Origin of the sequence: Micromonospora sp. C95 (assembly GCF_018070465.1) — a bacterium.
In the GTDB taxonomy this organism is placed as follows: Bacteria; Actinomycetota; Actinomycetes; order Mycobacteriales; family Micromonosporaceae; genus Micromonospora.
This window is the reverse complement of record NZ_JAGPXT010000024.1, coordinates 39,059-64,259: the sequence shown is the minus strand read 5'-3', so window position 1 is coordinate 64,259 and position 25,201 is coordinate 39,059. Positions and strand designations below refer to the sequence as shown.

Below are 25,201 nucleotides of genomic sequence, written 5' to 3'. Positions count from 1 at the left end.
CGCTAGGCGGCTACGGCCGGCCGAGGCAATCTTGGTAGGAAACCGCCTGTAGGGCAGTTCGGTGCCAAGATCCATGCTTTATCGGCGGTCGGTGTTGGGGGGGTCTTCGGCGCGGGTGTGGAGTAGGTTGCGGAGGTCGGTGATGTCCTGCGGTGAGGTGCGGGCGGCGAGCCAGTACATGATGCCGGTGGGGATGAAGAAGAGCTGGAAGGCGGCCAACCCGACGGCGTAGTTCAGTGGCGGCGGGAAGGCCAGCCGCAGCCCGTTGAAGGCCACCCCGACCAGGCCGTTGCCGGCCGCCCGCCCCACCCCGTTGACCAGGTTGCCCAGGCTGTAGACGGTGCCCCGGTGCTCCGGTGGGTTCACGTCGGCGATCAGCGCGAACCAGTTCGGCGAGTTCGCCGAGGTCAGCGCCAGGGCCAGTACCGCGGCCAGCAGGCTCAACCCGACCGTCGGCTCGCTGACCACGCTGCCCAGCACCGCACCGACCACCGCGCCGGTGCCGGCACCGTCAGGCACGTCGATGCGGATCGGCACGAAGAACAACACCAGGTAGAACGGGAGTGCGGCGAAGATGCCGACGGAGGCGACCATCGCTCGACCCGAGGGCGTACGCCGTTGCAGCGCGTCCCCGATCAGCCCACCGACGATTGAGAACGCCCCACCGAGCTGGAAAAGTGTGGCGAAGACGCTGCCGACCACGATGGCGGTTGCCTCCGAATAGCCCTGGTCCTTGGCCCGCTCGATGAACAGGTACGGCAGCCAGACCAGCGAGCCGAAGGCGGCCTGGGCGGTGAGGCCCTGGAGGACGAGCCAGCGGTTGGTCCGGCGGCCCAGGATGACAGGCAGGTCGGCCCGGCTGATCCGGTAGTCGTAGTCCCCACCGGTGGCGAGCGCACCGGCCAGCGCCGGCTCGCTCTGGCCGCGCCGGATGTCGTAGGTGAACAGGTAGGCCGCCGTGGCGACCAGACCGACCACGGTGAGCACCAGGAACGGCCGGCGCCAGTCCACCGCGCCGAGCAGTCCCCCCACCAGGGTGCCGGCCAGGGTGCCGACGCCCTGGGACAGCCCCCAGAAGCTCATCACCAGGCCCCGACGACGAGGCGTGATGAGGTCGGTGACCACCGAGAAGCCGACCGACCCGACCGCGCCGAGGCCCACCGCGGCGAGCAGTTGCGCGGCGAGGAAGGTGGGGTAGTTCCCGGCCAGCCCGCTGCCGCCGGTACCGGCCGCCCAGATCAGCGTGCCGATCATGAGCAACGGCTTGCGGTTGCTGCGGTCACCGCCGTACGCCCAACCGACCGCCGCCACCGCACTGACCAGGAAGCTGATCGCGGTGACCAGGCCAAGCATCCGTTGTGGCACGTCGAACGACTCGGCGATCGCGCCGTACAGCGGCGGCACCAGGCCGATCGCCACGTTGTCCAGCGAGGCGAGCAACACGAAGACCACGACGCTGTAGTACCGGTGCGGCGCACCACCGCCCCACTTCGGCCTGGGCCGGCCCGTGGTCAAGGTCATGCGGGCAGCCAACCAGGGCGGGATAACGAGCCGGTCACCGGGTCACGCCCGAGGTCCGGTGACCGCTCCGAGCCGCGTGAGAGGCCCGAGCCGCGCGGAGATCCGTGTGGTGCGGTCACCCGAACCGCGGCCGTGCGGCATTCGCGGGTTGCTCCCGGATCGGGTGGCCTCCGCCCGTCGACGGGGCCACCCGATCCGGGAGCAAGCGTGGTCAGCTCTGGGACAACCGGTCCAGATGGCGTTCCCGGGCCTGCGCGTAGCGCTCCCGGATGCCGGGCACCGGTTCGCCGGCGTACTCCTCGGTGCCGGACGGTGTCCAGGACGGCGGCTCCCCCGTGCCCAGGGCCAACCACGCGGCCTGCCGGGCGGCACCGTCGGCGACGTACTCGCCGGGCGGTGGGACGACCACCGGGCAGCCGAAGACCTGCGCCGCGATGCGACGCACCGCCGCCGAGCGGGCGCCGCCGCCGACCAGGATCACCCGGCGTACGGTGGCGCCCTGCGCGGCGAGCGCGTCGAGCCCGTCGGCGAGGGCGCAGAGCATCCCCTCGACGGCTGCTCGGGCCAGGTGTGCCGGAGTCGAGGTGCGCAGGGTCAGTCCGTGCACCGCCCCGGTGGCGTCCGGCCGGTTCGGCGTGCGTTCGCCCTCCAGGTACGGAACCATGACCAGGCCGTCCGCGCCGGGTGACGCGGAGAGCGCCAGGTCCGCCAGCTCGTCCAGCCCGACTCGGAGCAGGCCGGCGGCGGCGTCAAGTACCCGGGCCGCGTTGAGCGTGGCAACCAGTGGGAGGAACCGGCCGGTGACGTCGGCGAAGCCGGCCACGGTGCCGCTCGGGTCGGCCGCCGGGGTGTCCGCGACGCTGAAGACCGTGCCCGAGGTACCGATCGACACCACCACGTCACCGGAACGCGCACCGACGCCGAAGCCGGCGGCGGCGTTGTCACCGGCACCCGGCCCGAGCAGTCCCCCACCGGAGCCCGCAGCCGCCACGGCACCGGACAGCGCGGCCGGAGCCAACCGGCCGGCGGCCTCGGCCGGCCCGAGCACCGTCGGCACCCGCACCACCCGTCCGAGCGCCCGCTCCAACAGGTCCGGCCGGTACTCGCCGCTGGCCGGGGACCAGTAGCCGGTGCCGCTGGCGTCGCTGCGGTCGGTACGCAGCGAGTCCAGCCCGGGAGCGCCGGCCAGCCGCCAGGTCAGCCAGTCGTGCGGCAGACAGACCGCCGCCACCCGGTCGGCGTTCGCCGGCTCGTTGCGGGCCAGCCAGCGCAGCTTGGTGACGGTGAAGCTGGCCACCGGCACGCTGCCCACCGCGTCGGCCCAGAACTGGCGCCCGGCCTGCCCCTCGCCCGCCTCCTGGATCAGCTCGGCCGCCGCACCGGCCGACCGGGTGTCGTTCCACAGCAGCGCCGGCCGGATCACCTTCCCGGCCTCGTCGAGGCAGACCATGCCGTGCTGCTGGCCGGCCACGGAGACCGCGGCGACATCGGTCAGCCCACCGGCGGCGTCGATCGCCGTCCGAAGGGCCGACCACCAGGCCGACGGATCGACCTCGGTGCCGTCCGGGTGCGGTGCCCGGCCCTGCCGGACCAGGGCACCGGTCTCCGCGTCCCGGACGACCACCTTGCAGGACTGGGTGGAGGAGTCCACCCCGGCGACGAGCGGCATGCCGACCGCCTCAGCGCGCGCCGAGCAGGTGCTCGACGGCGAGCTGGTTCAACCGGACGAAACCGAAGCCCTTGGCGGCTACCGCGTTCACGTCGAACTCCTCGAACGCGCTGGTGTCGGCGAGCAGTTCGGCGTAGCCCTCGCCCTCGCCGAGGGTCGGCACGCCCAGCTCGGCGACCTTGCTCGCGGCCAGCGCCTCGGCCACCTCCGGGTCGGCCCGGAACGCGGCGGCCCGCTCCTTGAGCAGCAGGTACGTGCTCATGTTCGCGGCTGCCGAGGCCCAGACCCCGTCGATGTCCTCGGTGCGCGAGGGCTTGTAGTCGAAGTGGCGGGGACCGTCGTAGCCGGGGCCGCCGGCCGTGCCACCGTGCTCCAGCAGGTCGACCAGGGCGAACGCGTTGAGCAGGTCGCCGTGACCGAAGACCAGGTCCTGGTCGTACTTGACGCCACGCTGACCGTTGAGGTCGATGTGGAACAGCTTGCCCTGCCAGAGCGCCTGGGCGATGCCGTGGACGAAGTTCAACCCGGCCATCTGCTCGTGGCCGACCTCCGGGTTCAGCCCGACCCGCTCCGGGTGGGCGAGGGTGGAGATGAACCCCAGGGCGTGCCCGACGGTCGGCAGCAGGATGTCACCGCGCGGCTCGTTCGGCTTCGGCTCCAGCGCGAAGCGCAGGTCGTAGCCGCGGTCGATGACGTACTGGCAGAGCAGGTCCACCGCCTCGCGGTAGCGCTCCAGCGCGGCCTGGACGTCCTTGGCGACGTCGTACTCGCCGCCCTCCCGACCGCCCCACATGACGAAGGTCTTCGCACCCAGCTCGGCGGCGAGATCGACGTTGCGCAGCACCTTGCGCAACGCGTACCGCCGGACGTCGCGGTCGTTGCTGGTGAAGCCGCCGTCCTTGAACACCGGCTGCTGGAACAGGTCGGTGGTGACCATCGGCACCACCAGGCCGGTCTCGTCGAGCGCCTTGCGGAACCGGGCGATCTGGGCGTCCCGGGTGGCGGCGTCCGAGCCGAACGGCACCAGGTCGTCGTCGTGGAAGGTGACGCCGTACGCGCCCAGCTCGGCGAGCCGGTGCACCGACTCCACCGGATCCAAGGCGTCTCGGGTGGCGTGGCCGAACGGGTCGCGGCCCTGCCAGCCGACCGTCCAGAGCCCGAAGGAGAATTTGTCAGCAGGGGTGGGACGGGGTGCCATGGCAGACCTCCGGTGGTGTCATCCGCTATTTGTTCAGTGGTTGAATTAAATGACTGTGGTGTGGCAGTGTCAAGGGGTGACCTCACCCGCAGCCCCGGCCGGCGCGGTGCGGCAGGGCAGCCTGCGTGAGCTGAATCTCGCCCTGGTGCTCGGCCGCATCGCCGCCGCCCGCCGCCCGCCGTCGCGGGCGGCGCTGGCCGCCGACACCGGCCTCACCCGGGCCACCGTCTCGGCCGTGGTGGAGGATCTCGTCGCCGGCCGGCTCGTCACCGAGGCGGATCCGACCCCACGGGCCGGCGCGGGTCGTCCGGCGCGCGGTCTGATGCTGGCCGGCGACGGTCCGGCCGGTCTCGGTCTGGAGATCAACGTCGACTACCTCGCCGCGTGCGTCGTCGACCTCGCCGGCCAGGTCCGGCACCACACGGTGCACCGGGCCGACCTGCGACCCGTGTCGCCCGCCGAGGCGCTCGGCCAACTCGCCGAGCTGGCCGGCCGGGCCCGCGTCGACGCCGAGGCCCAGGGCCTGACCCTGGCCGGTGCCGCCCTGGGGGTGCCCGGCCTGGTCGACGACGCCGGGCGGGTCCGTCTCGCGCCGAACCTGGGCTGGCGGGACGTGCCGGTGCCGGAACTGCTTGCCGATTACCCCCCGCTGACCGAGCGAGTCGACGGGGTGCCGCCCCTGGCGGTGGACAACGAGGCCAACCTCGCCGCGTTGGGCGAGCTGCACTCCGGTACCGCGCCGGGCAGCTTCCTGCACATCTCCGGCGAGGTCGGCATCGGCGCGGGCATCGTCCTCGACGGCGCGCTGTTCCGGGGCACCCGCGGTTGGAGCGGCGAGATCGGGCACATCCCGGTCCGACCGGACGGGCCGCCCTGCCGCTGCGGCGGTCGCGGCTGTCTGGAGCTCTACGCCGGGCAGGAGGCGATCCTGTCCGCCGCCGGCCTGGCCGGTGCCGACCTGCCCGCCGACCGGGCGTCGACCCGGCTGACCCAGCTCGCCGCCGCCGAGCACCCCGCCGTGCTGCACGCTCTGACCGAGGCCGGTACGGCGATCGGGGTCACCGTGGCGAGCGTGGTCAACCTGCTGGACCTCGACACGGTGGTGCTCGGCGGTGGCTACGCCCCGCTCACCGGTTGGCTCCGGCCGCCCGTACTCGCCGAGATCGAACGCCGGGTGCTCACCGCAGCCTGGTCGCCGGTCACCGTCCGGCCGGCCACCCTGGGTGCCACGGCCGCCGCGGTGGGAGCGGCCGGTTCGGTGGTACGTCGGATCATCGCTCGCCCCGGCGGCTGGCTGGCCCGGCTCTGACGCGCTCGACCGGGGCACCTCGGCGTCGGCTCGGTACGCTTGCTTCCAGGCAACCAACCGTGACCCCGAGGAGGGCACCACCGGCATGCGTACTGGTCGACAGTGCCCGGCGCCGGGGATCCGCCGATGACCAGCACCCGGCCCGGCGCCTTCGCCGGTGCGGCCGGCGAGCGGACCGGCGAAGACCGGTCGGACCGCACCGCCACCGAGGCGCCGCACACCACGTCACCCGTGGACGCCGATCTCGCCCGTGAGCTGCTCGACGGGCTCGGCGAGGCGGTGCTGACCACCGACGACGCCGGGCTGGTCGTGCTGGTGAACGCGCTGGCCGGGGAGTTGCTGCCGGAGGTGGTCGTCGGCACCGACCTGGCCGGTTGTCCGATCGCGGCACTGGCGACCGCGACCGTCACCGGGGCGGACGACTTCGAGGGTGTGCACCTCGGTCGGCGACTGCGAGGGATCCGCCGGGCGCTGGGTGGCGACCGGTGCGCCTGGTACGTGCGGGATGTCACCGACGAGCAGGCTCGGGCGGCGGAGCTGCTCGCCGAGCGTCGGCGTACCCGGTTCCTGGCCGACGCTGGCCGACAGCTCGGCCTGGCGCTGGAGCGTGACCAGGCGCTGCGCGCCGTGGCCACCCTGCCCGTGCCTTACCTGGCCGACCTGGCTCTGGTGGTGCACCTGCCACCGACGCCCACCGAACATCGGCCGCACTGGGTTCGGCAGATCGCGGACGAGAGCGCGCCGGTCACCGGAACGCTCGACTGGGACGTGGTCACTGCCGTACCCGGACTCGTCGAGGCCCTCGACGGCGAGCCCGCCGATCCACGGCCCTGGCCAGCCATCGAGCGGGACGGACGCGCCCAGTTGCTCCCGGCCGGCCTCGACCTGCCCGCGACCCTGCTGGTCAGCCCGATCCCCGGAGCCGGTGGGACGGTCGGTGCCCTGGTGCTGCTACGCCGATCCCGGCGGGCCGGCTTCGACCGCCGCGACGTCGAGCTGGTCCGGGAGTTCGCCGCCCGGGCCGGCGCCGCGCTGGCCACCGCGCAGCTGCACGACGAACAGAGCCACCTCGCCCGGGTTCTCCAGCACAGCCTGCTGCCGCCGCGGCTGCCGACGGTGGCCGGGGTGAGCCTGGCCGGCGGCTACCGCGCGGCCGGAGACGGACTGCGCATCGGCGGCGACTTCTACGACGTCCTGCCGACCGGCGACGGTGCGCTGTTCGCCGTCGGAGACGTCTGCGGCAAGGGGGTGGGTGCGGCCGTGCTCACCGGCCGGGTACGCCAGTCGCTGCAGACCCTACGTCTGGTCGAACGGCAACCACGGGAGCTGCTCAAGCTGCTCGACCGGGCACTGCTCGACCCGCCGGACACGAACCGGCGCGGCCAGTTCACCACCCTGCTGCTGGGCGACCTGCGCGTCGAACCCGAGGGCGAGCTGCGGATCCGGATCGCCGGTGGCGGACATCCGGCATGCCTCGTGGTCCGCGCCGACGCGACGGTGGCCGCGATTCGGGTGGGCGGGATGCCGGTGGGTGCGCTGCCCGGTGCCCGGTTCGCCGCCGCCGACCTTCGGCTGAGCCCCGGCGAAACGCTGTTCCTGCGTACCGACGGGGTCGCCGAGGCCCGGGGCGGCCCGCGCGGCACGGAGATCTTCGGCGAACAGCGGCTACGCCGGACGCTGGCGGCCGGCGCCGGGCGGCCCCCGGCGACGGTCGTCGACCGCGTGCTCCGGGAAATCGACAAGTGGTGCGCCGGGCACCGCCACGACGACGTCGCGATGCTGGCGATCGGTCCGGCCGCAGACTGATCCGGGCGGGCGTCAGCACCGGCGGTAGCCGGCCCGGTCAGGCCGTCCGGAAGACGGAGACGTCCCCCGCGGCCCAGCCACGAGGTGCCGGCTCGACGGCATCCCGGCCGTCCGCCTGTTCCGCACGCGGTTCCTCGGGCTGCGGCACCAGCGGCGACACCGGTCGTACGACCCGCGAGCGGGCGGCCTCGTCGAAGGCACGCAGCCCGCGCAGCAGCGCCTCCCGGGCTTCGGGAGCCATGTCGGCCAGGATCGCCGCCAGGTGCTGCCGACGGTCGTCGCGCAGCTCGGTCAGCAACCGGCGGGCCTCGGCGGTCAGATGCAGCGAGATCTCCCGCCGGTCGGCGCGCCCCGGCTCCCGCTCCAGCATCCCGGCGGCGACCAGCCGGTCGCAGAGTCGGCTGGCCGACGAGAGCAGCATGTCCAGCCCGGCGGCGAGGCGCCGCAGGTTTATCCCGTCATGCCGTTCGACGAGCATGACGGCGCGAAGCTGGGCGGTGGAGATACGGTTGGCCGTCCGCTCTCGCGCACCGTCCCAGACCGTCAGCAGGGCACCTGCCGCGGTATCCAGCTCGGCAGCCATACTCATCTCGGGTCCCGGTGGACCATGCAGTTCCGCCATGGTGCGCCCGAGCGTACCCCGATTCCGTCGGTGGTTGGGCTTGTGATCAAGGAGAGACCATGACCGAGCCGGTCGACAAGGGCCGCGCGGCCATCACCGCCGCCCCCGTGGACCTCCTGTTGACGCACGTCGGCGAGCTGCTCGAGCGGGAGTACGGCATCACCGACACGGAGCTTTTCCAGGTCGACTATCGGCTGGCGGCGTTGCTGCCACTCGGTTCCGGGGATGCGGTGACCACCCCCGGGCACCCGGCTTGGCGCTGCTTCGACCACCAGAGCCCGATTTACGACGACGGGGTCGGGTACCTGCCGCTGAGCATGCGTGGGGAACAGCGTGGCGTGCTTCGGGTGAGTCCGGTCACTGAGACGCGGCTGGCCGAGCTGGCCGACGTCGCCACCGCGCTGGCCCACGAGTTGGCCGCGGTCGACGCCGGCACGGACGTGTACCGGGTGGCCCGGCGCAGCCGCCGGCTCACCCTCGCCGCCGAGGTGCAGTGGGAGCAGTTGCCGGGACGCAGCCGGCTGCGTCCCTCCTTCAGCCTCGCCGGCCAACTGGAGCCGGCGTACGCGGTGCGCGGCGACAGCTTCGACTGGTCCGACGACGGGGAGCGGGTCTGGCTCGCCACGATCAACGGGATGGGTGAGGGGGTCGCCGCGTCGATGCTCACCGCCCTCGCCACCTACGCGCTGCGCAACGCCCGCCGGGCCGGCATTCCCCTGGCCGACCAGGCCGCCCTGGCCGACCAGGCGATCTACGACCTGCATCGGGGTGAGCAGTATCTCGCGACCCTGCTGCTCGAACTGGACCTGCGCAGCGGGCTGCTCACCGCCGTCGACGCCGGCTCGCCCCGGCTCGTTTTGCTGCGCGACGGCGAGGTGAGCATTCAGCCGCTTGAGGAGCAGTTCCCGCTCGGCATGTTCGAGGGGACCAACTACCGGGAACAGTTCGTCCAGCTCCAGCGCGACGACCGACTGTTCATGATCAGCGACGGGGTGATCGAGGCGACCAGTGGCAACGAGCGGTACGGCCAGACGGCGCTCGACCGGATGTTGCGCCGGACCGCACCGATGACGCCGCTGGACGCGGTCCGCTCCCTGCTCGGCGACCTGCGCGCGTTCGTCGCCGGTGATCTCACCGACGACGCCGTCGTGGTCTGCCTGGACTGGTTCGGCCCACAGCCGTGAGGCATCCCCGCCGGGTCAGTACGCGCCGCGGCTGTTGACCACCGCGCCGACGGTCTTCCACAGGATCGTCAGGTCGGCGGCCAGCGACCAGTTCTCCACGTAGTAGAGATCGAGCCGGATGCCGTCCTCCCAGCTCAGATCGGAGCGTCCGCTGACCTGCCAGAGCCCGGTCATCCCCGGCTTCACCAGCAGCCGGCGGGCGACGTCGCCGTCGTAGCGAGCGACCTCGGAGGGCAGCGGCGGCCGGGGACCGACCAGGCTCATCTGCCCCAGCAGGACGTTCACCAGTTGCGGCAGCTCGTCAAGTGACCATTTGCGCAACAGCCGGCCGACCCGGGTCACCCGGGGGTCGTCGCGCATCTTGAACAGCAGGCCGTCGGTCTCGTTGCGGGCGGCCAGCTCTGCCAACAGCACGTCCGCGTTGACCACCATGGTGCGGAACTTGAAGACCCCGAACTCCTGGCCACCCTGCCCGACCCGGGTCTGCCGGAACAGCACCGGGCCCCGGCTGTCCAGTTTCACGGCCAACGCGATGACCGCCAGCAGCGGCAGCAGCAGGGCCAGCGCGACAAGCGACATCGACCGGTCGACGAACCCCTTGACCAGTTTGCGGACGCCGCGGAACTCGGGTGCCTCCACGTGAATCAGCGGCAGGCCGGCGACGGGGCGGGTGTGGATGCGCGGGCCGGCCACGTCGGTGAGCGCCGGAGCCAGCACCAGGTCGATGCCGGTGCCCTCCAGTTGCCACCCGAGCCGACGCAGCCGGGTGGCGGTCAGCTCCCCGCAGGCGGTGACGGCGACCGTGTCGGCGCCGATCGTGGCGGCGGCCTCCGGGATGGCCCGGAACGAGCCGACCACCGGCACGTCGCCGAGCCGCTGGGCGACCGGGGCGAGCAGAGCGTCCGGGATGCAGGCACCGACGACCTGGTAGCCGGCGTACGGCTCGCGGCGCAGGGTGTGCACCAACTCCAGCACGTGGGCGGTGTCACCGACCACCAGCACCCGCCGCGACCAGCCCGACCCCTGCGACCGGGCGCGGTGCAGGCGCTTACGGGCAGCGAACCGGGCCACCTCCAGACCGATCGTGCCCACCGCGAAGGCGATGGCCAGGAAGCCTCGGGAGACCCCGACGTCGGCGACGTAGCCCGCGATCGCGGCGGCCCCGGCAAGGCGCAGACTCGCCATGCTCACCCGCCGGTACTCGTCCGCACCGTAGCCCACCACCCGGTCGTCGTAGCAGCGCAGAGCCTTCAGCGACACCAGCCAGGCCAGCACGAGCGCCGGGGCGACCAGGACGTACGGCACCGGGCCACGGGGCACGGCCTCACCGAACCGGACGGCGTAGCCGACCAGCACCGCCACCGCCAGCACGGCGGTGTCCAGCACGACAAGCCTCCGGACGTACGCCCGCTGGTCGGTGCGCACCGGTCGCCCCGGTGGCGGGACGTCGTGCGGTCGCGATGACGATCTGACCGGGGTCAACAGCGTCGCCGAGGTCACCGGCCCTCCCACTTCGCTCGCCGACGGCACGGGCCCGGCCGGGAAGGTCGGGTCTGCCGATGCACGACGACATCCTGCCCTGACAACCATGGCTACCAATTGCTTCCGACATATTGCCGTCAGTTTCCAAGGCGTAGGACAACGAGAAAGGAGCCTGTGGTACCGGCGAAATCGGTACCACAGGCCCCTTGCGGAGTCTCAGATCAGGCGGGTGCCTTCCGCAGCGCGATCGCCCGGAGGAAGATGTCACCGATCTTGGTGGGGTCCGTGGCGACGAACGCACCGCCACCGGCGCTCTTCGCGATGGTGTCCAGCTCCGACTTGCTGACCTCGGTGCCGATGCCGATGATGATCACCTGGATCGGCTGCTCCGGATCCTTGATCCGCTTCAGCTCGGCGAGCAGTGCCTTCTGGGAGATGCCGTTGGCGTCCTCGTTCTTGCCGTCGGTGAACAGCACGATCGAGTTGACCTTGCCCGGTTCCCAGTTCGCCTGGACGTCCTTGTACGCGGCCAGCAGCGTGTCGTACAGGCCAGTGTCGCCGCTCGACGAGGCGACCCGGTCCAGGCCCCGCTCCAACTCGCTGCGCTGCCGCGACAGCGGCGCGATCGGCACCAGTTCCTGGTAGTCGCGGGAGCCCACCAGGTTCGTCGAGAAGACCCACAGGCCGATCGACCAGGAGTCGTCGAAGAGGTTCAGCCCGCGCCGGGCCGCCTCCGTGGTGACCTGCTGTCGGGTCGCGCCGTTGGCGGTCGGCACCTCGTTCTTCATCGAGCCGGAGACGTCGATGATGCAGAGCATCCGGCCGGACAGGGTGGCGATGGACCAACTGGAGACCGCCCGCTCCACCGCGTCCGGCGCCAGCCCACCGGCGGCGACGCCGCCCTGGGCCGGAGGTGCGACGGAGGCGTCCCCGCCGGCCGGGCTCGGCGCGCCCTGCGGCGCGTTGAAACCGGTGCCCCAGTTGCCGTCCGGCGCCCGCAGCGACTGCCCGGCCAGCTTGTCCTTGAACGACGTCGTGGTCAGCGCCTCGAACAGCACCCCGGCGGCGGACGCCTTGGCCGGCTCGATCCCGGGCAGCACCGCGTACGGGTAGTCCAGCGGCAGTGGCGCCGGCTTCAGGTAGAGCGCCGCCAACGGCACCGGAGGCTTCCGGGCGTTGTACTCGATGACGTCCTCCTCGGACAGCGCCGCCGCACCGAGAGCGCTGGCCAGGGTGGTGGCGTCGGTGGCCGTCGGGAACTTGGCGAGCAGGTCCTGGCGCAGCGCCGAGGCGCCGGAGGCCAACGCCCGCAGCGCGCCGACGCGCTCCTGTTCGGCGGTCTCACCGCCGGTCGACGCCGCGGCGGTCATCATCGACAACAGGCCGGACAGTCCGGCGGCGTCCCGGGTCGGCTCCACGATGCCGGTCTTCAGCGGCCGATCACTGTTCAGGCGCGTCAGCAGGTCGGTCCAGCCGAGCTCCTGCTTCGGCCAGCCCAACCGGGTGGCGATCGGTTCCGGCATGGCGACCACCACCGGGCTGCTCGCGATGGAGGAGCCGTTGCCGGGCTCGAAGGCCGCCGCGCCGCCGGTCTTGAGTCGCAGCAGCCAGGTCGAGGAATCCGGAATCCAGACGTCCGGGCTCACCGCGGTGCCGCTGGCCTGGCCCACTCCGGCCAGGATCGCGCCGTGCTTGGCCGCCACCACCGCGGCCACCTCCACCGGGTTGGAGGCGGCGACCGTCACATCGATGCACGTTCCATCGACCGCGGCACCCTTCTCCTCCCACTCGGTGGCCGCCTGGTCGACCGCCGGGGCGAGCTCGCTGGCCACCGCGACGGACAGCTCGATCTTGCCCGAGCAGTCCTGGCCGGCGAGTTGGCGATAGCCGACCCACCCGCCAGCGGTGACGACGAGTACGCCGACCGCTGCTGCGGCGGCGGCACCGTGGATACTTGAACGCATGCGATGGCGGCCTGCTGACACGCAGACCATCTTGCGTATCCGACCGTTGTCCTGCCATGGCCGTTCGGACGAAAGTTACAGAGGAGAAACAGTTCACCGCGATTCGGTGACTTTGAGTGATTAGTCAGCGGCGCAATGTGGATGCATCTATGTCCGAGCCCCACGATCAGGGCAGAACGCAAGTAGGGCTCGCAACCGGCAGCGGCTCGCCGATCGCCACCGGCACGCCGGTCGCCGGTTCGACCCGGAACGTGCGCACCATGTCCGCCCGTTCGTCGGCGACGTACAGGTATTCCCCGATCAGGGCGAAGTGGCGCGGCCACTCGCCGCCGGTCTCCACCTCCGCCACGAGCTCTGGCAGCTCCGCACCGATGGCGAAGACCGTCACCGTGCCGACGCCCCGGTTCGCGACGTAGAGGAAGCGGCCGTCCGGACCGATTCCGATCTCGGACGGCTGGACGTGCCCGCCCCGGTCGCTGGCGTCGACCCGGCCACGTTGGTGCAGCGCCCCGTCGACCACCTCGTAGGCCAACACCGAGCCGTCCAGCTCACCCGAGACGTAGCAGCGCCGCCCGTCGGGGTGCCGGGCCAGGTGCCGGGGTCCCACCCCGGGCGCGGTTCGCACCCGGGGCGCGCGTGGCACCAGTCGTCCGGTGGCGCTGTCCAGGTCGTACCGGTAGATCGAGTCGGTGCCCAGATCGACCGCCAGCAACGGCGACCCACCCGTGCCCGGCGAGACCATGTGAGCGTGCGCCCGCTCCTGGCGTTCGGGGTCGGCTCCGTGTCCCTGGTGCTCCACCACATCGCTGCGCTCGCCCGGCACCCCGTCGGCGTCGAGCGGGAATACCGTCACGCTGCCGCCGCCGTAGTTGGCCACGAACAGGTGACCACCGTCGGGCGCGACCGCCAGGTGGCAAGGCTCCGCTCCGCCGGTGGGCCGCGAGCCGATCGGCGACAGTTCACCGTCGGCCCCGACCTGCCACGCGCTGATCTGGCCGTCGGGCAGCTCGTTTACCGCGTACAGCACGGGCCGCGCCGGGTGGCGGGCGAGGAAGGAGGGCGACGCGGTGACCGCGACGGTGCCCAGCGACGTCAGCTCACCGGTACCCGGATCCCGCCGGGCGGCGACGATGCCGGTGCCGCGCCCACCACTGGGCGCGGTGTACCCGCCGATGTGAACGATCTCGCCTCGACCTGCCACCGGTTGCCGCCCTCCGCTCGTTTCCGTCGCATCCACCTCGACAGCCTTCCCCCGACACCGGCGGATTAGACCTCTCCACCGCGACCCGGGGGACGCCCCGGTCGGCTCACGCCGTCGGTACCGGCTCGCCCCGGTGCCGGGCGACGTGTTCGACCAGGGAGATCAGCACGGTCTTGCCGGACTGCCGATCGCGGGCGTCGCAGAGCACCATCGGCACGTCCGGGTCCAGATCCAGGGCCCTGCGTACGGCCTCCAGACTGAACCGCCGGGCATCGTCGAAGCAGTTCACCCCCACCACGAACGGGATGCCCCGCTGCTCGAAGTAGTCGATCGAGGGAAAACAGTCGGCCAGCCGTCGGGTGTCGGCGAGCACCACCGCGCCGAGCGCCCCGAAGGCCAGCTCGTCCCAGAGAAACCAGAACCGGTCCTGTCCCGGGGTACCGAACAGGTACAGCTGAAGGTCCTCGTTGATGGTGATCCGTCCGAAGTCCATCGCCACCGTGGTGGTCGTCTTGGTCTCCACCCCGGAGAGGTCGTCGGTGTCGATGCCGGCACCCGTGAGGATCTCCTCGGTCTGCAACGGCCGGACCTCACTCAACGCACTCACCAGCGTCGTCTTGCCGGCGCCGAAGCCGCCGGCGATGAGGATCTTCAGCGCGATGGGAACGCGATTGCCCCGCCGCTCGCCGTCATAACGCACGGAGTCCATCGACCACCGCCTTGAGGATGTCGTTGTCGGGTAGGTAGGTGGCGCGCGGCGGCTGGTGCACGGCGACCAGTCCGCGGGACAGCAGATCACCAAGCAGTACCCGGACCACGCCGATGGCCAGGTCGAGGTCCGCGGCGAGTTCCACGACCGGGGTACCGCGGCCGGCCAACTCGACCAGCAGCCGGTGCTCCGGATGCAGCTCCGGGAAGGCCGCGAGGTCCGGATCCGGCTTCGCCAACACGTACGCGACCAGGTCGAGTCCGTCGGTGCTGGGACGGGCGCGTCCCCCGGTCAGGGTGTACGGCCGCACCACCGGCCCGGCGTCGTCGTCGAGCCACTCGTGTCGGTGCCCGGGTAAGTCAGTTTGCATCGGTGGTACCCGCAGCCGCCCGGGCCGGCGCGCCCAGGTTCTCGCCCACCCGGGTCACCAGCATCGCCATCTCGTACGCCACCAGGCCGATGTCCGCGTCGGCATCGCTGGCGACCGCCAGGCACGCGCCCTGGCCCGCCGCGGTGACGAAGAGGTACGCGGACTCCATCTCCACGACGGTCTGCCGGACCGGTCCACCGGTGAGGTGCCGGCTCGCACCCCGGGCCAGGCTGGACAGGCCGGACGCCAGCGCACAGAGGTGCTCGGCGTCGGCGGTGCCCAGCCCCGCGGAGGAGCCCAGCAGGAGTCCGTCGGCCGACAGCACCACGGCCTGCCGCGCGGTCGGCACCCGCTTCAGCAGATCGTCCAGCAACCAGTCGAGATCTGCGTTCTGCCTCGTCGATTGCATCAGGCGTCCCTCTCAGTCACGGTCGGGGAATCCACCGGCGCCGACTCGGTGGCCGGCGGGGTGCCGGGCGGCGCGGTGCTCCGGTCCTGACCCACCGGGCCCGGCCCGACCGGGCCGGGAACCACCACGGCGGAGCCGGCCGGCTCGGTCGGGTCGGCGGCAGCCGCACCGGGCTGGTGGTTCGGCTGCGCCGGGGACGGTCCGGCCGGGGCGTTCTCGTCGCCGAGGCTCGGTCCATCCGGGTCAGGGTTCGAGGTTCGGGCGGCGGCCCGCCGGCCCCGGGCCGTGCCCGCCTGCAACGCCGACATGACGCGACGTGCCTCCTCCGGGCTGCGCGGTGCCGGATCACGGTACGGCCGGGCCACGGTCCGGGACGCCACCACCGGTTGTCGGACGGTCGGACCGTCGATCGCGGCCGTCCGGGCGGGCCGTGCGGTCATCGCCGGCAGTTGCACGGTTGGCGCGTCCAGCACGCGGTCGCCACCGGGTACGTCCCGGTGCGCGGGATCCGGTCCGGCCGGCTGACCGGTACCGGGCTCGGCTGAATCGCTCCCGGACGGCCGCGCCGGTGCGGGCTGAGGTTCCGGTCCGGTCCGGACGACGGGAGCCACCTCGGTGGTGGAAGGAACGCCGTTGCCGTTGCCGGCACCGGTGGCCGACGGTGTCGGCGAGCCCGACACGGCGGTGGTGGGCGACGCGGCGGTGGTGGGCGACGCGGCGGCGGTGGGCGACGCGGCGGCGGAATCGCGGCGGCGGATTCGACGGGGCAGGCCGTCCGCCTCCGCCGGCCCGACCGTCGAGCTACCGCCCTGGGTCCGGACCGTCGTCTCGGTGACCGGACCGCCTTGCGCCGGGCCGCCGCCGGAGGCCGCCGTGCCGGGCGGGACGGCGCGGGTTCGGGGCCGGGGCACCGTGGTCAGCCGGGTCGCCCGGGCCAGCCGCCGCTGCTCCGGCGTAGCACCCTTGTCGTCGCCCGCCAGCGCCTCCGGACCGGGCAACGGCGACGGTTCCTCCGTGATCAACTCCGTCGGGATGAGCACCACGGCGGTGAGGCCGGTCCTCTTCGACCGACGCAACCGCACCCGGACGTCGTGCCGGGCGGCCAGTCGCGCCACCACGAACAGACCGAGCCGGGCGGTCTCGCTGGGATCGAACTCCGGCGACCGGGCCAGCTTCCGGTTCGCCTCGTCGATGGCCGCCTCGCTCATGCCGAGACCGTCGTCGGTGACGGAGAGGGCGTAACCGTGCGCCACGTGCTCACCGGAGATCTCGACCCGGGAGTCGGGTGGCGAGTACGCCGTGGCGTTCTCGATCAACTCGGCGAGCAGGTGGATGATGTCCCCCACCACCCGGCCTACCGTGCCGGCAGGCTGCACCGTGGTGATGTCGACCCGGTCGTACGACTCGACCTCGGAGATCGCCCCGCGGATGAGGTCCACCATGGCGACCGGGTTGCGCCAACCCCGGCCCGGTGTCGCACCGGCGAGGATGACCAGATCCTCCGCGTGCCGCCGGAGCCGGGTGGCGAGGTGGTCGACGCGGAACAGTTCGGCCAGGTGATCGGGGTCCTCCGCGTCGCGTTCCAGCCGGTCGAGCAGCGCGATCTGCCGGTGCACCAGGCCCTGACTGCGTCGCGCGATGTTCAGGAAGACGTCGTTGAGACCACGACGCAGGCTCACCTCGACCATGGCCGAGCGGATGGCGACCTTGTGCACCTCGGTGAACGCCTGTGCGACCTGGCCGATCTCGTCGGCGCCCCGGTCGGCCACCGACGCCTCCCGGGCCAGGTCGACCTGCTCACCCTTGCGCAGCCGGTCCACCACCTCCGGCAGGCGCCGCTCGGCGTCGGCGAGCGTGCCGCGTACCAGGGTCAGCCGTTGGGCGAGGGAACGGCCGACCCGGACCGCCACCACAAGCGCGAGCACGACGGCGATCAGGCCGAGCAGTCCCGCGGCGGCCAGCCGCACCAGGGTCCGTACCGCCATCGGCACGGACCGGTCGGCCAGGCCGTCCGCCTGGGTCAGTTCGAAGTCCCGCAGCGACTGCTGCACCGTGTCGTAGCTCGTCTGCCACGCCTGCGGGTCGAGCCGCAGCCGGGCCGAAGGGTCGGCGGCGACGACGTCGTCCTGCATCGCCCGCAGCCGGCCGAACGCCTCCTGCTCGGTCAGCCGCTGGTACGCGGTCCGGTCCGCCTCGGGCAGGTCGGCCACGGCGGCCTCGGCCAGGAACCGCTGATTTCCGATGCCCTGCACGAGCAGGGTGTGTTCGCCCTCGGCGAACCTGCCCGAGGTCAGCACCCCGGCCAACAGCGCGTCGGTCTGACCCAGCAGTTCCCGCGAGCGGCCGAGGCTGGTCAGTGCCAACGCCTCGCGGTTGAGGTCGTGGTCCGGCAGGTTGGCCAGGGCGGTGAAGGTGTGGAAGGCGGCGGAGATCATGCCGCTGTAGAGCCCGACGGCACCGGAGCGGTCGAGATCCCGACGGTCGATGAAGCCGCGTCCGGCCGGCAACGCGTCCAGTTCGCCGATGAGCCGATCGAGCCGGGCTTCGAGCAGCTCACCGGCGGCGTCCCGCAGCTGATCCCCGCCGACCCGGCGACGCAGCTCGGCGATCGCCGCGTCGGTGCGGGACCGCTGTGCCACCAGCGCCGGCAGCACACAGTTGGCCGGCGGTTGGCCGCACTCGGTGCGCGGCGAGGCGAGGTGCACCACGGAGAGCCGGCGTTCCCGTTGCAGTTCGGCCACCACGGTCTCGCCGGGCCTGCCGAGGTCGTACAGGAGGGTACGGGCGGCGAGCAGGTCGAGCGCCGGCCCGAAGGTGAGCGTGGTCGCGAAAATCCACAGTGCCAGCAGGGCGGTCACCGGCACGACGACCAACGCGGTCAGCTTCGAGCGGATCGGCCAGTCGCGGGTGTTCAATCGGACCTCGCCCGGAAGGGTGGCTGGAAGGGCTCCGGCACAGCCGGGCAGCGCCGTCACCGGAGCGCACCCGGTCGTCCCGCCGGGACGCCGGCTCGGGCGCCTTGGGCAGGATACGTAATCCGCGCCGGTCGCACTACCGTCCGTCGAGACTACCGGTGCGTTGCCGAACGTCCCGACGACGAACCACTTGTCGGGTTCCGCGGTGTGGCCTGCGGAGGTCGGGCCAGGAAAGTGTGCCGGAACGGGATTGGCGATCAGTGCGTGGCGGGAATACCTGCAGGCGAAGGAGGAGCCATGTCGCCCACGCAGATAGTCGTCACCATCCTCGTCATCCTGGTGGTCGCCGCCATCGCCGCCGCCGTCGTCGTGGCCGGCCGTCGCCGGGCGCTCCGGCAGCGGTTCGGCCCCGAGTACGACCACGTCGTCGCCGAGCAGGACAGCCGCAGCGCCGCCGAGCGCGAGCTGCGGGACCGGGAGCGCCGGCACGCCGAGCTCGAACTGGTCCCGCTCACCCCCGAGTCCCGTGCCCGGTACGCCGAGGCATGGGAGGAGCTTCAGGTACGTTTCGTCGACGCACCCGCCGAGACCGTGGGGCAGGCCGACGAACTGGTCAGCCGGCTGATCGCCGAACGCGGATACCCCACGGGTGAGTTCGACGACCAGATCGCCCATCTCTCCGTCGAGCACGCTCGCACGCTTGGTCACTACCGCGACGCGCACGAGATCCACCTGCGCAACTCCCGGGGCGAGGCCAGCACCGAGGATCTCCGCCAGGCCGTCGTCCACTATCGCGCCCTCTTCAGCGACCTGCTCGGCGAGGAGTCGCCGGTCGCTGCGGGGATGCCGGAACAGCGCCACCCCGATGCCGCCCACGACGCCACCAACCGCTGAGGAGATCACCATGCGGCAGGAAGAGCAGCAGCTCAACAACGACCACCCGGAGACCGTACGCTCCGCCCCGGCGACGGCGCCGGCCACTGAGGACGACCGCGAGCCGGGCGACGAGGTCGACACCGTCGACGAGCCGACGGATCGGGACCGGTCGGAGGCCGACCGCGGCCGCCCCTGGGACGGCCGGCCCGGCTCCGACGGTGAGCGGGCCGAGTTCCACGAGCCCGGTCCGGTGCCGACCGCCTTCGGCGCGACCACGGTCGGTGGCGCGGTCGCCGCGTCCGCGCTGGCCAGCCCGCGTCCCGAGGACGAGCGGGACCCGCGTGAGGAGGACACCGCCCGGCCCGGCGACGGTGCGGTCGACGGCGAACGTGAGGGACTGCGGGCGGACCCGACGGCCGAGTTCGACCGGACCGGCGACGAGTTCGCCGACGACCGCGACGTCGAGGCGTCGACCGCCACCGGCGAGAAGGCGGGCGACAGCCCGGCCGACGACCGGGTGGCCGACGACCGCGTCGACGTGGACCCGGCGACGGACGACACCGTGATGGCGACCGCGACGGTGGACGACGACACCCGGACGGCGACGACGGAGGCCGGCGACGACGCCCGGACCATGACCGACGACGACACGGCGGCGGGTGGGGTCGGCTACGGCAGCGCCACTCCCACGATGGTCGACCCCGACACCCAGACCTCGGGCGAGGGCACGTCCAACTCCCAGGCGGCGGTACCGGCCGGGGCGGCGACGCTGTTCGACGGCGCGACGGCGCAGGGCTTCCGGGACCGCTGGCGCGACGTCCAGTTGCGCTTCGTGGACGACCCCCGGGCCGCAGCGGGCGAGGCGCAGTCACTGGTGGAGGAGGCCATGGAGGCGCTGTCCGCCGCACTTGCCGAGCACCGCAACAAGCTCGGCGGCTGGCAGGAGGACGGCTCGGCCGACACCGAGCAGCTGCGGGTGGCCGTGCGCGAGTACCGGGACTTCCTCGACCGGGTGCTCGGCCGCTGACTCTGCGCAGCTGTGCCGCCCGAGGGCGGGTGACCCGGATCCGGGTCACCCGCCCTCGGCGTACCACCGTCAGGCATGGCTACCGGCGAGGCGGGTACGCCCAAGAGGGTCGACAGCGCCGCGTGACAGGAGGGCAGCAGCGATGACGGATCGTGATCGGCAACGACCGCTGGAGGAGCGCCCCGAGGCGGCTGCGGCGGTCGACGACGACAGCACCGTTCCGCAGCTGATGACCGGAGGTGGACCCGACCGGGACAATCCGGCGTTCGCCGAACCGGACGAGCGGCCCGGAAGCGGGCCGACCGACGACATCATCGCCGACCCGTACGCCGCCGGCACCGGCGCGACGGGGACCGGCACCGGGGCGGGCGGAGACAACATCCGCTCCGGCGCGGAGCAGCCCTGGGAGCCGGAGGATCTGGTGATGGCGCGAGGGCAGGATCTGACCGCCGAGAACATCGAACGGGCCCGGCGCGAACTGGACGAGACCGGTCGCGCGGCGATCGAGAAGACCGTTCCCTGATCCGCCCGTGCCCCGGTGCGCCCCCACCAAGGCGGCGGTAGCCGGTTGCGGCGTACCGACGTCGCCGGGCGGGTGACGGCAACCGTGGCGCAGGCGGCGCGAGGGGCCCCTGGTCCGACCGGTGCGGTCGGACCAGGGGCCCGGGTGACCTGCCGCCGCAGCGCCTCACCTACTGTCGGCGGCGGGTGTGCCTGTGTCCGTCAGGACAGCGGCGGGTAGGCGTTGGCCATCAGCTCGGCGAACTGTGCCGGGAACCAGGCGCCCGAGATCGGGGCGTCCGCCAGGGCACCGCTCATGCTGTTGCCGTTGCGGTCGTTGCCGGTGTAGGTCGGGTCGCACATCCGGTCGAAGCCCTTGCCGTCGTTGTTCGGGATCTCGCTGCTGGAGCCGTCCGACTCGCCCGGGGGCTTGATCCAGACGTACGCGTCGATGCCGGACGCCGGGGCCGCCTTCGGACGCTCGCCCAGGCCAGCACCGGACTGGTTGCACCAGTTGCCAGGGTGGATGCGGCGGTCGACCCGGCCACCCTCCACGTAGGCGTTCACGCTGGTCGTCGGGCCCGCAGCGGTGGGCCGCTCGGAGCCGCCCCAGCCGTTACGGGAGGTGTCGATCAGCATGCCGATGCCGCTGGGGAAGCCCTGCCCGACCAGTTCCTGGCGGAACGCCTGGGCGAAGCTCTGCTCGTCGTTGTACTGGTTCCAGTCGATCCAGTCGGACTGCCGCACCGACTGGCCGTTCACCGAGTCGGTGATCTTCACATACGGCTCGATGGTCGCCGAGTAGTTCGCGGTGTTGACGATGAAGCCGTGCACGTGGTTGACGGTGCTGCCGGAGGCCGTCGCGGCCTCCTTCAGGATCTGGGCGGTCGGGGTGAAGTTGCTGTCCCAGCCGATCCAGCCGTGGTGAGCGGCGTCGACGTAGTTGTAGACGTTCGAGAAGGCGCCCAGCTGAGCCAGGGCGTAGCCGACACCCTGCACGTACGCGCCGTTGGCCTTGACCGTGTCACACATCACGGTGCCGCCCGCGTTGCCGCTGGTGTTGGTCACCAGGTTCGGCAGCGAGTCGACCTCGATGACGTTGATGATCCTGATGTTGCGGTACTTCGGGTCACCCTGGATCGCCGCGATCGGGTCGATGTACTCGGCCTTGTACTTCGGCAGCTCGTCCGCCTGAAGCTCACCGTTGGAGGCGAGCGCCGCGCAGTCGCGGCCGGGCAGGTTGTAGATGACGAACTGGATGTAGTCGGCGTCCTGCTCCAGCGCCTCGTCCAGGTGGTCGCGGATCCCCATCGGACCGTTGGACTGGCTGTTGTCGGTACCCTCGATCGCCGCGATCCGGTCGATCCAGACCGCGGTCGGGGTGTTCGACACCCGGCTGCCACCGGTGACCGACTCGGCCTTGGCCTTCCACTCCGGGTTCACGTAGCCCTGGGCGTTCAGGTACGGGTTGTCCACCCTGGTGCCGGGCGGCGGCGGGCTGGTCGGCGGAGTGCTGGTCGGCGGGGTACTGGTCGGCGGCGTGCTGGTCGGCGGGGTACTGGTGGGCGGCGTACTGGTCGGCGGGGTGCTGGTCGGCGGCGTGCCGCCGTTGCAGGCCACTCCGTTGACGGTGAACGAGGTGGGCTTGGGGTTGCTGCCGCTCCACGAGCCGTTGAAGCCGATGTTGGTGCTGGCACCGGTGGCCAGGTTGCCGTTCCACGACTCGTTCTGCGCGGTCACGTTCCGGCCCGACTGGCTCCACCGGGCCGACCAGCCCTGAACGAGACGCTGGTTGGCGTTGGGGAACGTGAAGCCGAGCGTCCAGTTGCTGAGCGCGTCGCCGACGTTCCTGATGGTCACGTTGGCGGTGAACCCGCCCTGCCAGTCGTTCGTCGTGTACGTCACGTCGCACTGCGTCGCCGCGTGCGCCGCGGTCACCGGTAGCGTCACCAAACCGCCCGCGACCAGCGCGCTCGCGCCGGCCAGCGCGACGGCCCGGCGTCGACCGGACAGCCTTCTCCACACATTCATGCCACTGATCTCCTTGGGCGAGACCGGATCCGCGTACGGCCCGGCACGTGGCCCGAGGGACGTCCTGCGCGGACGGCCGCCGGTGCCAACGGGATTCTTCGGGAGCGCCCGACCCGGACGGGCGTTGGTGGTGGTGCGACGACCGGCGTCACCGGTCGGCGGCCAGGTGGTCGTCCCGGCGAACCGGATGCCCTCGACACCTGCCTACGCGGTGTGGCTCTGCTCACCGCGTGCAGCGATTCTTGCATGGGAGCGCTTCCATGGCAATGGTTCGATGCTTTCGAAAGACTACCGGGACAAAAGCCGCACCGTCTCCGATGGTCGCGCCCGCGAGCCACCTGGCCAACGGTCCGGCCACCGCCCGAAAGACGGACAGGGTGGCATTCCCCGGGCGAGTGACCGAGGCCGAAGCCGGCATACCGAACTAATGGCAGAACACGAATTTTTCCCTGCATAAGTCATGAAACGGTCTAACGTCAGTTCTGGCTCGGTTGTTGCCGGCCGCAGGACAACAGGGATGGAGTGACACAGGTCATGGCTAAGAAGATGCTGGGGAAGGTGGTTGCGGGTGCTGCCCTCGGCAGCGCTTCCCTGCTGGTGTTCGCGCCGGGGGCCGCGTACGCCGACGGCCAACCACAGACGGATGAGGGCAAGGTCTTCGCCAAGCCGCACGCCGTCAAGGCCGGCGAAGAGGTCAAGCTCGTGCAGATCTGCCCCGAGGAGCAGGAGCACCCCTTCGTCTGGTCCAAGGTCACCGGGAAGGTGAAGCTCGAACCGGCTCGCGACGGCGGTTCGCGGGGCGACCACAAGGACTGGCGCGAGGAGAACGGCGCCGCCGAAGGCGCGGACCGCGAGGGCTGGTCCGGCCACGAACGTTCGCAGCCCGCCGAGGCCGAGTCCGGCAGCGGTTGGGGCGGCGGCGCGGCGGACGCCCGCGACGACTGGAAGGGCGAGGAGCACGCCCAGGACGCCGAGGGTGGCGACTCGAAGGACCACGACAAGAAGGACAAGAAGGACTGGAAGGACCAGGCCGAGGAGAGCGACTCGGCCGACGAGAAGTCCACCGGCGGCTGGTCCGGGCACGAGAACGGCTCGGACTCCGCCGAGCACGACTGGTCCGGCAAGGACGACTCCGGCGAGTCGGACGAGCGCGAGTGGTCCGGCAAGGACGACTGGTCCGGCGAGTCGGGCGAGAGCGAATGGTCCGGCAAGAGCGAATGGTCCGGCGAGTCGGGCGAGCGCGAGGAATGGTCCGGCGAGTCGGGCGAGCGCGAGGAATGGTCCGGCGAGTCGGGCGAGAGCGAGGAATGGTCCGGCAAGCGCGACTGGGCGGCCGACGAGCGTGGCAAGGGCGACAGCTGGGAGCACAAGAAGGACTTCGTCTACTACGGCGAGGCCCAGGTTGCCGAGGACGCCAAGCCCGGCACGTACAAGCTGGAGGGCTCCTGCGGCACGGGCGAGCTGGTCGTCCTGCCGAACGGTGGGGTCGACGGCGGTGACGGTGGCATCGCCACCGGCGCCGACCGTGGTCTGGCCGCCGCCGGAGCGAGCCTGGTCGGCGCGGCCGCCCTCGGTGGCCTCGTGCTGATGCGCCGTCGTCGGGTCGATGAGTTCGCGGCCTGACGCGACGACGAGACGGGCCGGCGGCCGTCACGGTGGACCGTGGCGTGCCGTCGGCACCGCCGTCGTCGTCCTGCTCGCCATGACGGGCTCCGGGCTCGTCGGCGCGTCGTTGAAGACCACCGACTCGGTGCGTCCACCACAGCCCGTGGCGGGTACGAACCAGCCGTCCCCGAACGGTCCGTTCGCCGAGGCCGACCTCGACGGCGCGCGGCGGGTACCCGCCGGACTCCCCCGGGCCGCGCCCACCAGGATCGACATTCCCCGCATCGGAGTCCGCGCCGGCATCATGGCGCTCGGCACCAACCCCGACGGCACCGTCCAGGTGCCGCCGCTCGACCAGGCGCTGCTCGCCGGTTGGTACGAGCCCGGCCCGAGCCCGGGGGAGCCGGGCAACTCCGTCATCGTCGGACACGTGGACTCGGCCGCGATCGGTCCCGCCGTCTTCTTCTCGCTCGGCGCCCTGCAACCCGGCGACACCGTGAGCGTCGAACGGGCCGACGGCCGGACGGCGACCTTCCGGGTGGACTCGGTGGCCGCGTACCCGAAGGACGCCTTCCCCACCGAGCAGGTGTACGGACCCAGCGACCGCCCGGGACTGCGGGTGGTCACCTGCGGCGGCCAGTTCGACGAGGCCACCGGCGACTACCCCGACAACGTGATCGTCTTCGCCTCCCTCACGCCCTGACCCCTGTCCCGCACACGCCGATCATGCAGTTGTGGCACCGAACGAAAGCCGTGTACCCAGGCGTTCGGCGCGCCACAACTGCATGATCGCGAAGGGCGA

The 25,201-nt window shown here is 72.1% G+C and carries 19 protein-coding genes and 1 pseudogene; 8 read left to right on the top strand and 12 right to left on the bottom strand.

Translation table 11 applies throughout. From position 1 onward, the window contains the following. Window positions 1-78: 78 nt before the first annotated feature. From KBX00_RS22980 to xylA, 3 genes are all read right to left on the bottom strand, one after another. Window positions 79-1,521, bottom strand: coding sequence for an MFS transporter (locus tag KBX00_RS22980; RefSeq protein ID WP_210830133.1), 1,443 nt, complete (start codon window positions 1,519-1,521; stop codon window positions 79-81). A gap of 211 nt (window positions 1,522-1,732) precedes the next feature. Then, window positions 1,733-3,190, bottom strand: a complete 1,458-nt coding sequence (gene xylB, locus KBX00_RS22975; RefSeq protein ID WP_210830132.1) for a xylulokinase — start codon at window positions 3,188-3,190, stop codon at window positions 1,733-1,735. Window positions 3,191-3,200: 10 nt separating this feature from the next. After that, window positions 3,201-4,388 (bottom strand): xylose isomerase, encoded by a 1,188-nt coding sequence (gene xylA, locus KBX00_RS22970; protein WP_210830131.1) that lies wholly within the window; start codon window positions 4,386-4,388, stop codon window positions 3,201-3,203. Between the two features lie 49 nt (window positions 4,389-4,437). On the opposite strand from xylA, the gene KBX00_RS22965 reads away from it, so the two are divergent. Together KBX00_RS22965 and KBX00_RS22960 are read left to right on the top strand one after the other, a co-directional pair. Then, on the top strand, window positions 4,438-5,697 hold the full coding sequence (locus KBX00_RS22965) for an ROK family protein (protein ID WP_210830130.1): 1,260 nt from the start codon (window positions 4,438-4,440) through the stop codon (window positions 5,695-5,697). 126 nt (window positions 5,698-5,823) lie between these two features. Beyond that, window positions 5,824-7,503 carry a PP2C family protein-serine/threonine phosphatase gene (locus tag KBX00_RS22960; RefSeq protein ID WP_210830129.1) on the top strand — a complete coding sequence of 560 codons (1,680 nt, stop codon included), beginning with the start codon at window positions 5,824-5,826 and terminating at the stop codon, window positions 7,501-7,503. 37 nt (window positions 7,504-7,540) lie between these two features. On the opposite strand, the gene KBX00_RS22955 is transcribed toward KBX00_RS22960, so the two are convergent. After that, on the bottom strand, window positions 7,541-8,092 hold the full coding sequence (locus tag KBX00_RS22955; RefSeq protein WP_301548444.1) for a MarR family winged helix-turn-helix transcriptional regulator: 552 nt from the start codon (window positions 8,090-8,092) through the stop codon (window positions 7,541-7,543). A gap of 92 nt (window positions 8,093-8,184) precedes the next feature. On the opposite strand from KBX00_RS22955, the gene KBX00_RS22950 reads away from it, so the two are divergent. Next, window positions 8,185-9,309 carry a PP2C family protein-serine/threonine phosphatase gene (locus tag KBX00_RS22950; protein ID WP_210830128.1) on the top strand — a complete coding sequence of 375 codons (1,125 nt, stop codon included), beginning with the start codon at window positions 8,185-8,187 and terminating at the stop codon, window positions 9,307-9,309. A gap of 15 nt (window positions 9,310-9,324) precedes the next feature. Here KBX00_RS22950 and KBX00_RS22945 read toward each other — a convergent pair whose 3' ends face one another. From KBX00_RS22945 to KBX00_RS22915, 7 genes and pseudogenes are all read right to left on the bottom strand, one after another. Further along, window positions 9,325-10,809 (bottom strand): sugar transferase, encoded by a 1,485-nt coding sequence (locus KBX00_RS22945; protein WP_210830127.1) that lies wholly within the window; start codon window positions 10,807-10,809, stop codon window positions 9,325-9,327. Between the two features lie 203 nt (window positions 10,810-11,012). Then, window positions 11,013-12,776, bottom strand: a complete 1,764-nt coding sequence (locus KBX00_RS22940; RefSeq protein WP_210830126.1) for a substrate-binding domain-containing protein — start codon at window positions 12,774-12,776, stop codon at window positions 11,013-11,015. Window positions 12,777-12,921: 145 nt separating this feature from the next. Further along, window positions 12,922-13,956, bottom strand: a complete 1,035-nt coding sequence (locus KBX00_RS22935) for a lactonase family protein (RefSeq protein ID WP_210830125.1) — start codon at window positions 13,954-13,956, stop codon at window positions 12,922-12,924. A 106-nt stretch (window positions 13,957-14,062) separates the two neighbouring features. After that, complete coding sequence (locus tag KBX00_RS22930; RefSeq protein ID WP_210830124.1) at window positions 14,063-14,665, bottom strand: ATP/GTP-binding protein; 603 nt, start codon at window positions 14,663-14,665, stop codon at window positions 14,063-14,065. Then, complete coding sequence (locus KBX00_RS22925; RefSeq protein ID WP_210830123.1) at window positions 14,646-15,035, bottom strand: DUF742 domain-containing protein; 390 nt, start codon at window positions 15,033-15,035, stop codon at window positions 14,646-14,648. The genes KBX00_RS22930 and KBX00_RS22925 overlap by 20 nt, the downstream gene beginning before the upstream one ends. Next, entirely contained in the window at window positions 15,025-15,444 is a 420-nt protein-coding gene (locus tag KBX00_RS22920) for a roadblock/LC7 domain-containing protein (RefSeq protein ID WP_210830122.1), read from the bottom strand. The genes KBX00_RS22925 and KBX00_RS22920 overlap by 11 nt, the downstream gene beginning before the upstream one ends. A 191-nt stretch (window positions 15,445-15,635) precedes the next feature. Beyond that, window positions 15,636-18,359, bottom strand: a pseudogene (locus KBX00_RS22915) (nitrate- and nitrite sensing domain-containing protein); the annotation flags it as partial. A gap of 297 nt (window positions 18,360-18,656) precedes the next feature. On the opposite strand from KBX00_RS22915, the gene KBX00_RS22910 reads away from it, so the two are divergent. From KBX00_RS22910 to KBX00_RS22900, 3 genes are all read left to right on the top strand, one after another. Continuing rightward, window positions 18,657-19,253, top strand: a complete 597-nt coding sequence (locus KBX00_RS22910) for a hypothetical protein (protein WP_210830120.1) — start codon at window positions 18,657-18,659, stop codon at window positions 19,251-19,253. A gap of 10 nt (window positions 19,254-19,263) precedes the next feature. Then, complete coding sequence (locus KBX00_RS29875; RefSeq protein ID WP_210830119.1) at window positions 19,264-20,262, top strand: hypothetical protein; 999 nt, start codon at window positions 19,264-19,266, stop codon at window positions 20,260-20,262. Window positions 20,263-20,404: 142 nt separating this feature from the next. Then, window positions 20,405-20,785 (top strand): hypothetical protein, encoded by a 381-nt coding sequence (locus KBX00_RS22900; protein ID WP_210830118.1) that lies wholly within the window; start codon window positions 20,405-20,407, stop codon window positions 20,783-20,785. Window positions 20,786-20,985: 200 nt separating this feature from the next. Here the strand turns inward: KBX00_RS22900 and KBX00_RS22895 are convergent, their stop codons facing one another. After that, a complete protein-coding gene (locus KBX00_RS22895; protein ID WP_210830117.1) occupies window positions 20,986-22,794 on the bottom strand; it encodes a glycoside hydrolase family 6 protein in 1,809 nt (602 codons plus the stop codon). Window positions 22,795-23,328: 534 nt separating this feature from the next. Between KBX00_RS22895 and KBX00_RS22890 the strand changes: the two genes are divergently transcribed. Both KBX00_RS22890 and KBX00_RS22885 read left to right on the top strand, forming a co-directional pair. Next, window positions 23,329-24,417: a hypothetical protein gene (locus tag KBX00_RS22890; protein ID WP_210830116.1), complete on the top strand. Its 1,089-nt coding sequence runs from the start codon at window positions 23,329-23,331 to the stop codon at window positions 24,415-24,417. Further along, the gene (locus KBX00_RS22885) at window positions 24,401-25,102 is read left to right on the top strand and encodes a class F sortase (protein ID WP_210830115.1); all 702 of its coding nucleotides are present in this window, start codon (window positions 24,401-24,403) and stop codon (window positions 25,100-25,102) included. The genes KBX00_RS22890 and KBX00_RS22885 overlap by 17 nt, the downstream gene beginning before the upstream one ends. Window positions 25,103-25,201 lie beyond the last annotated feature (99 nt).

Bases quoted from the DNA above. Each gene is read 5' to 3' on its own strand.
- KBX00_RS22965 (WP_210830130.1), top strand. From the start codon at position 4,438: ATGACTGTGGTGTGGCAGTGTCAAGGGGTGACCTCACCCGCAGCCCCG.
- KBX00_RS22955 (WP_301548444.1), bottom strand. From the start codon at position 8,092: ATGAGTATGGCTGCCGAGCTGGATACCGCGGCAGGTGCCCTGCTGACG.
- KBX00_RS22890 (WP_210830116.1), top strand. From the start codon at position 23,329: ATGGCTAAGAAGATGCTGGGGAAGGTGGTTGCGGGTGCTGCCCTCGGC.
- KBX00_RS22950 (WP_210830128.1), top strand. From the start codon at position 8,185: ATGACCGAGCCGGTCGACAAGGGCCGCGCGGCCATCACCGCCGCCCCC.
- KBX00_RS22910 (WP_210830120.1), top strand. From the start codon at position 18,657: ATGTCGCCCACGCAGATAGTCGTCACCATCCTCGTCATCCTGGTGGTC.
- KBX00_RS22925 (WP_210830123.1), bottom strand. From the start codon at position 15,035: ATGCAAACTGACTTACCCGGGCACCGACACGAGTGGCTCGACGACGAC.
- xylA (WP_210830131.1), bottom strand. From the start codon at position 4,388: ATGGCACCCCGTCCCACCCCTGCTGACAAATTCTCCTTCGGGCTCTGG.
- KBX00_RS29875 (WP_210830119.1), top strand. From the start codon at position 19,264: ATGCGGCAGGAAGAGCAGCAGCTCAACAACGACCACCCGGAGACCGTA.
- KBX00_RS22930 (WP_210830124.1), bottom strand. From the start codon at position 14,665: ATGGACTCCGTGCGTTATGACGGCGAGCGGCGGGGCAATCGCGTTCCC.
- KBX00_RS22920 (WP_210830122.1), bottom strand. From the start codon at position 15,444: ATGCAATCGACGAGGCAGAACGCAGATCTCGACTGGTTGCTGGACGAT.
- KBX00_RS22900 (WP_210830118.1), top strand. From the start codon at position 20,405: ATGACGGATCGTGATCGGCAACGACCGCTGGAGGAGCGCCCCGAGGCG.
- KBX00_RS22980 (WP_210830133.1), bottom strand. From the start codon at position 1,521: ATGACCTTGACCACGGGCCGGCCCAGGCCGAAGTGGGGCGGTGGTGCG.
- KBX00_RS22885 (WP_210830115.1), top strand. From the start codon at position 24,401: ATGAGTTCGCGGCCTGACGCGACGACGAGACGGGCCGGCGGCCGTCAC.
- xylB (WP_210830132.1), bottom strand. From the start codon at position 3,190: ATGCCGCTCGTCGCCGGGGTGGACTCCTCCACCCAGTCCTGCAAGGTG.
- KBX00_RS22895 (WP_210830117.1), bottom strand. From the start codon at position 22,794: ATGAATGTGTGGAGAAGGCTGTCCGGTCGACGCCGGGCCGTCGCGCTG.
- KBX00_RS22960 (WP_210830129.1), top strand. From the start codon at position 5,824: ATGACCAGCACCCGGCCCGGCGCCTTCGCCGGTGCGGCCGGCGAGCGG.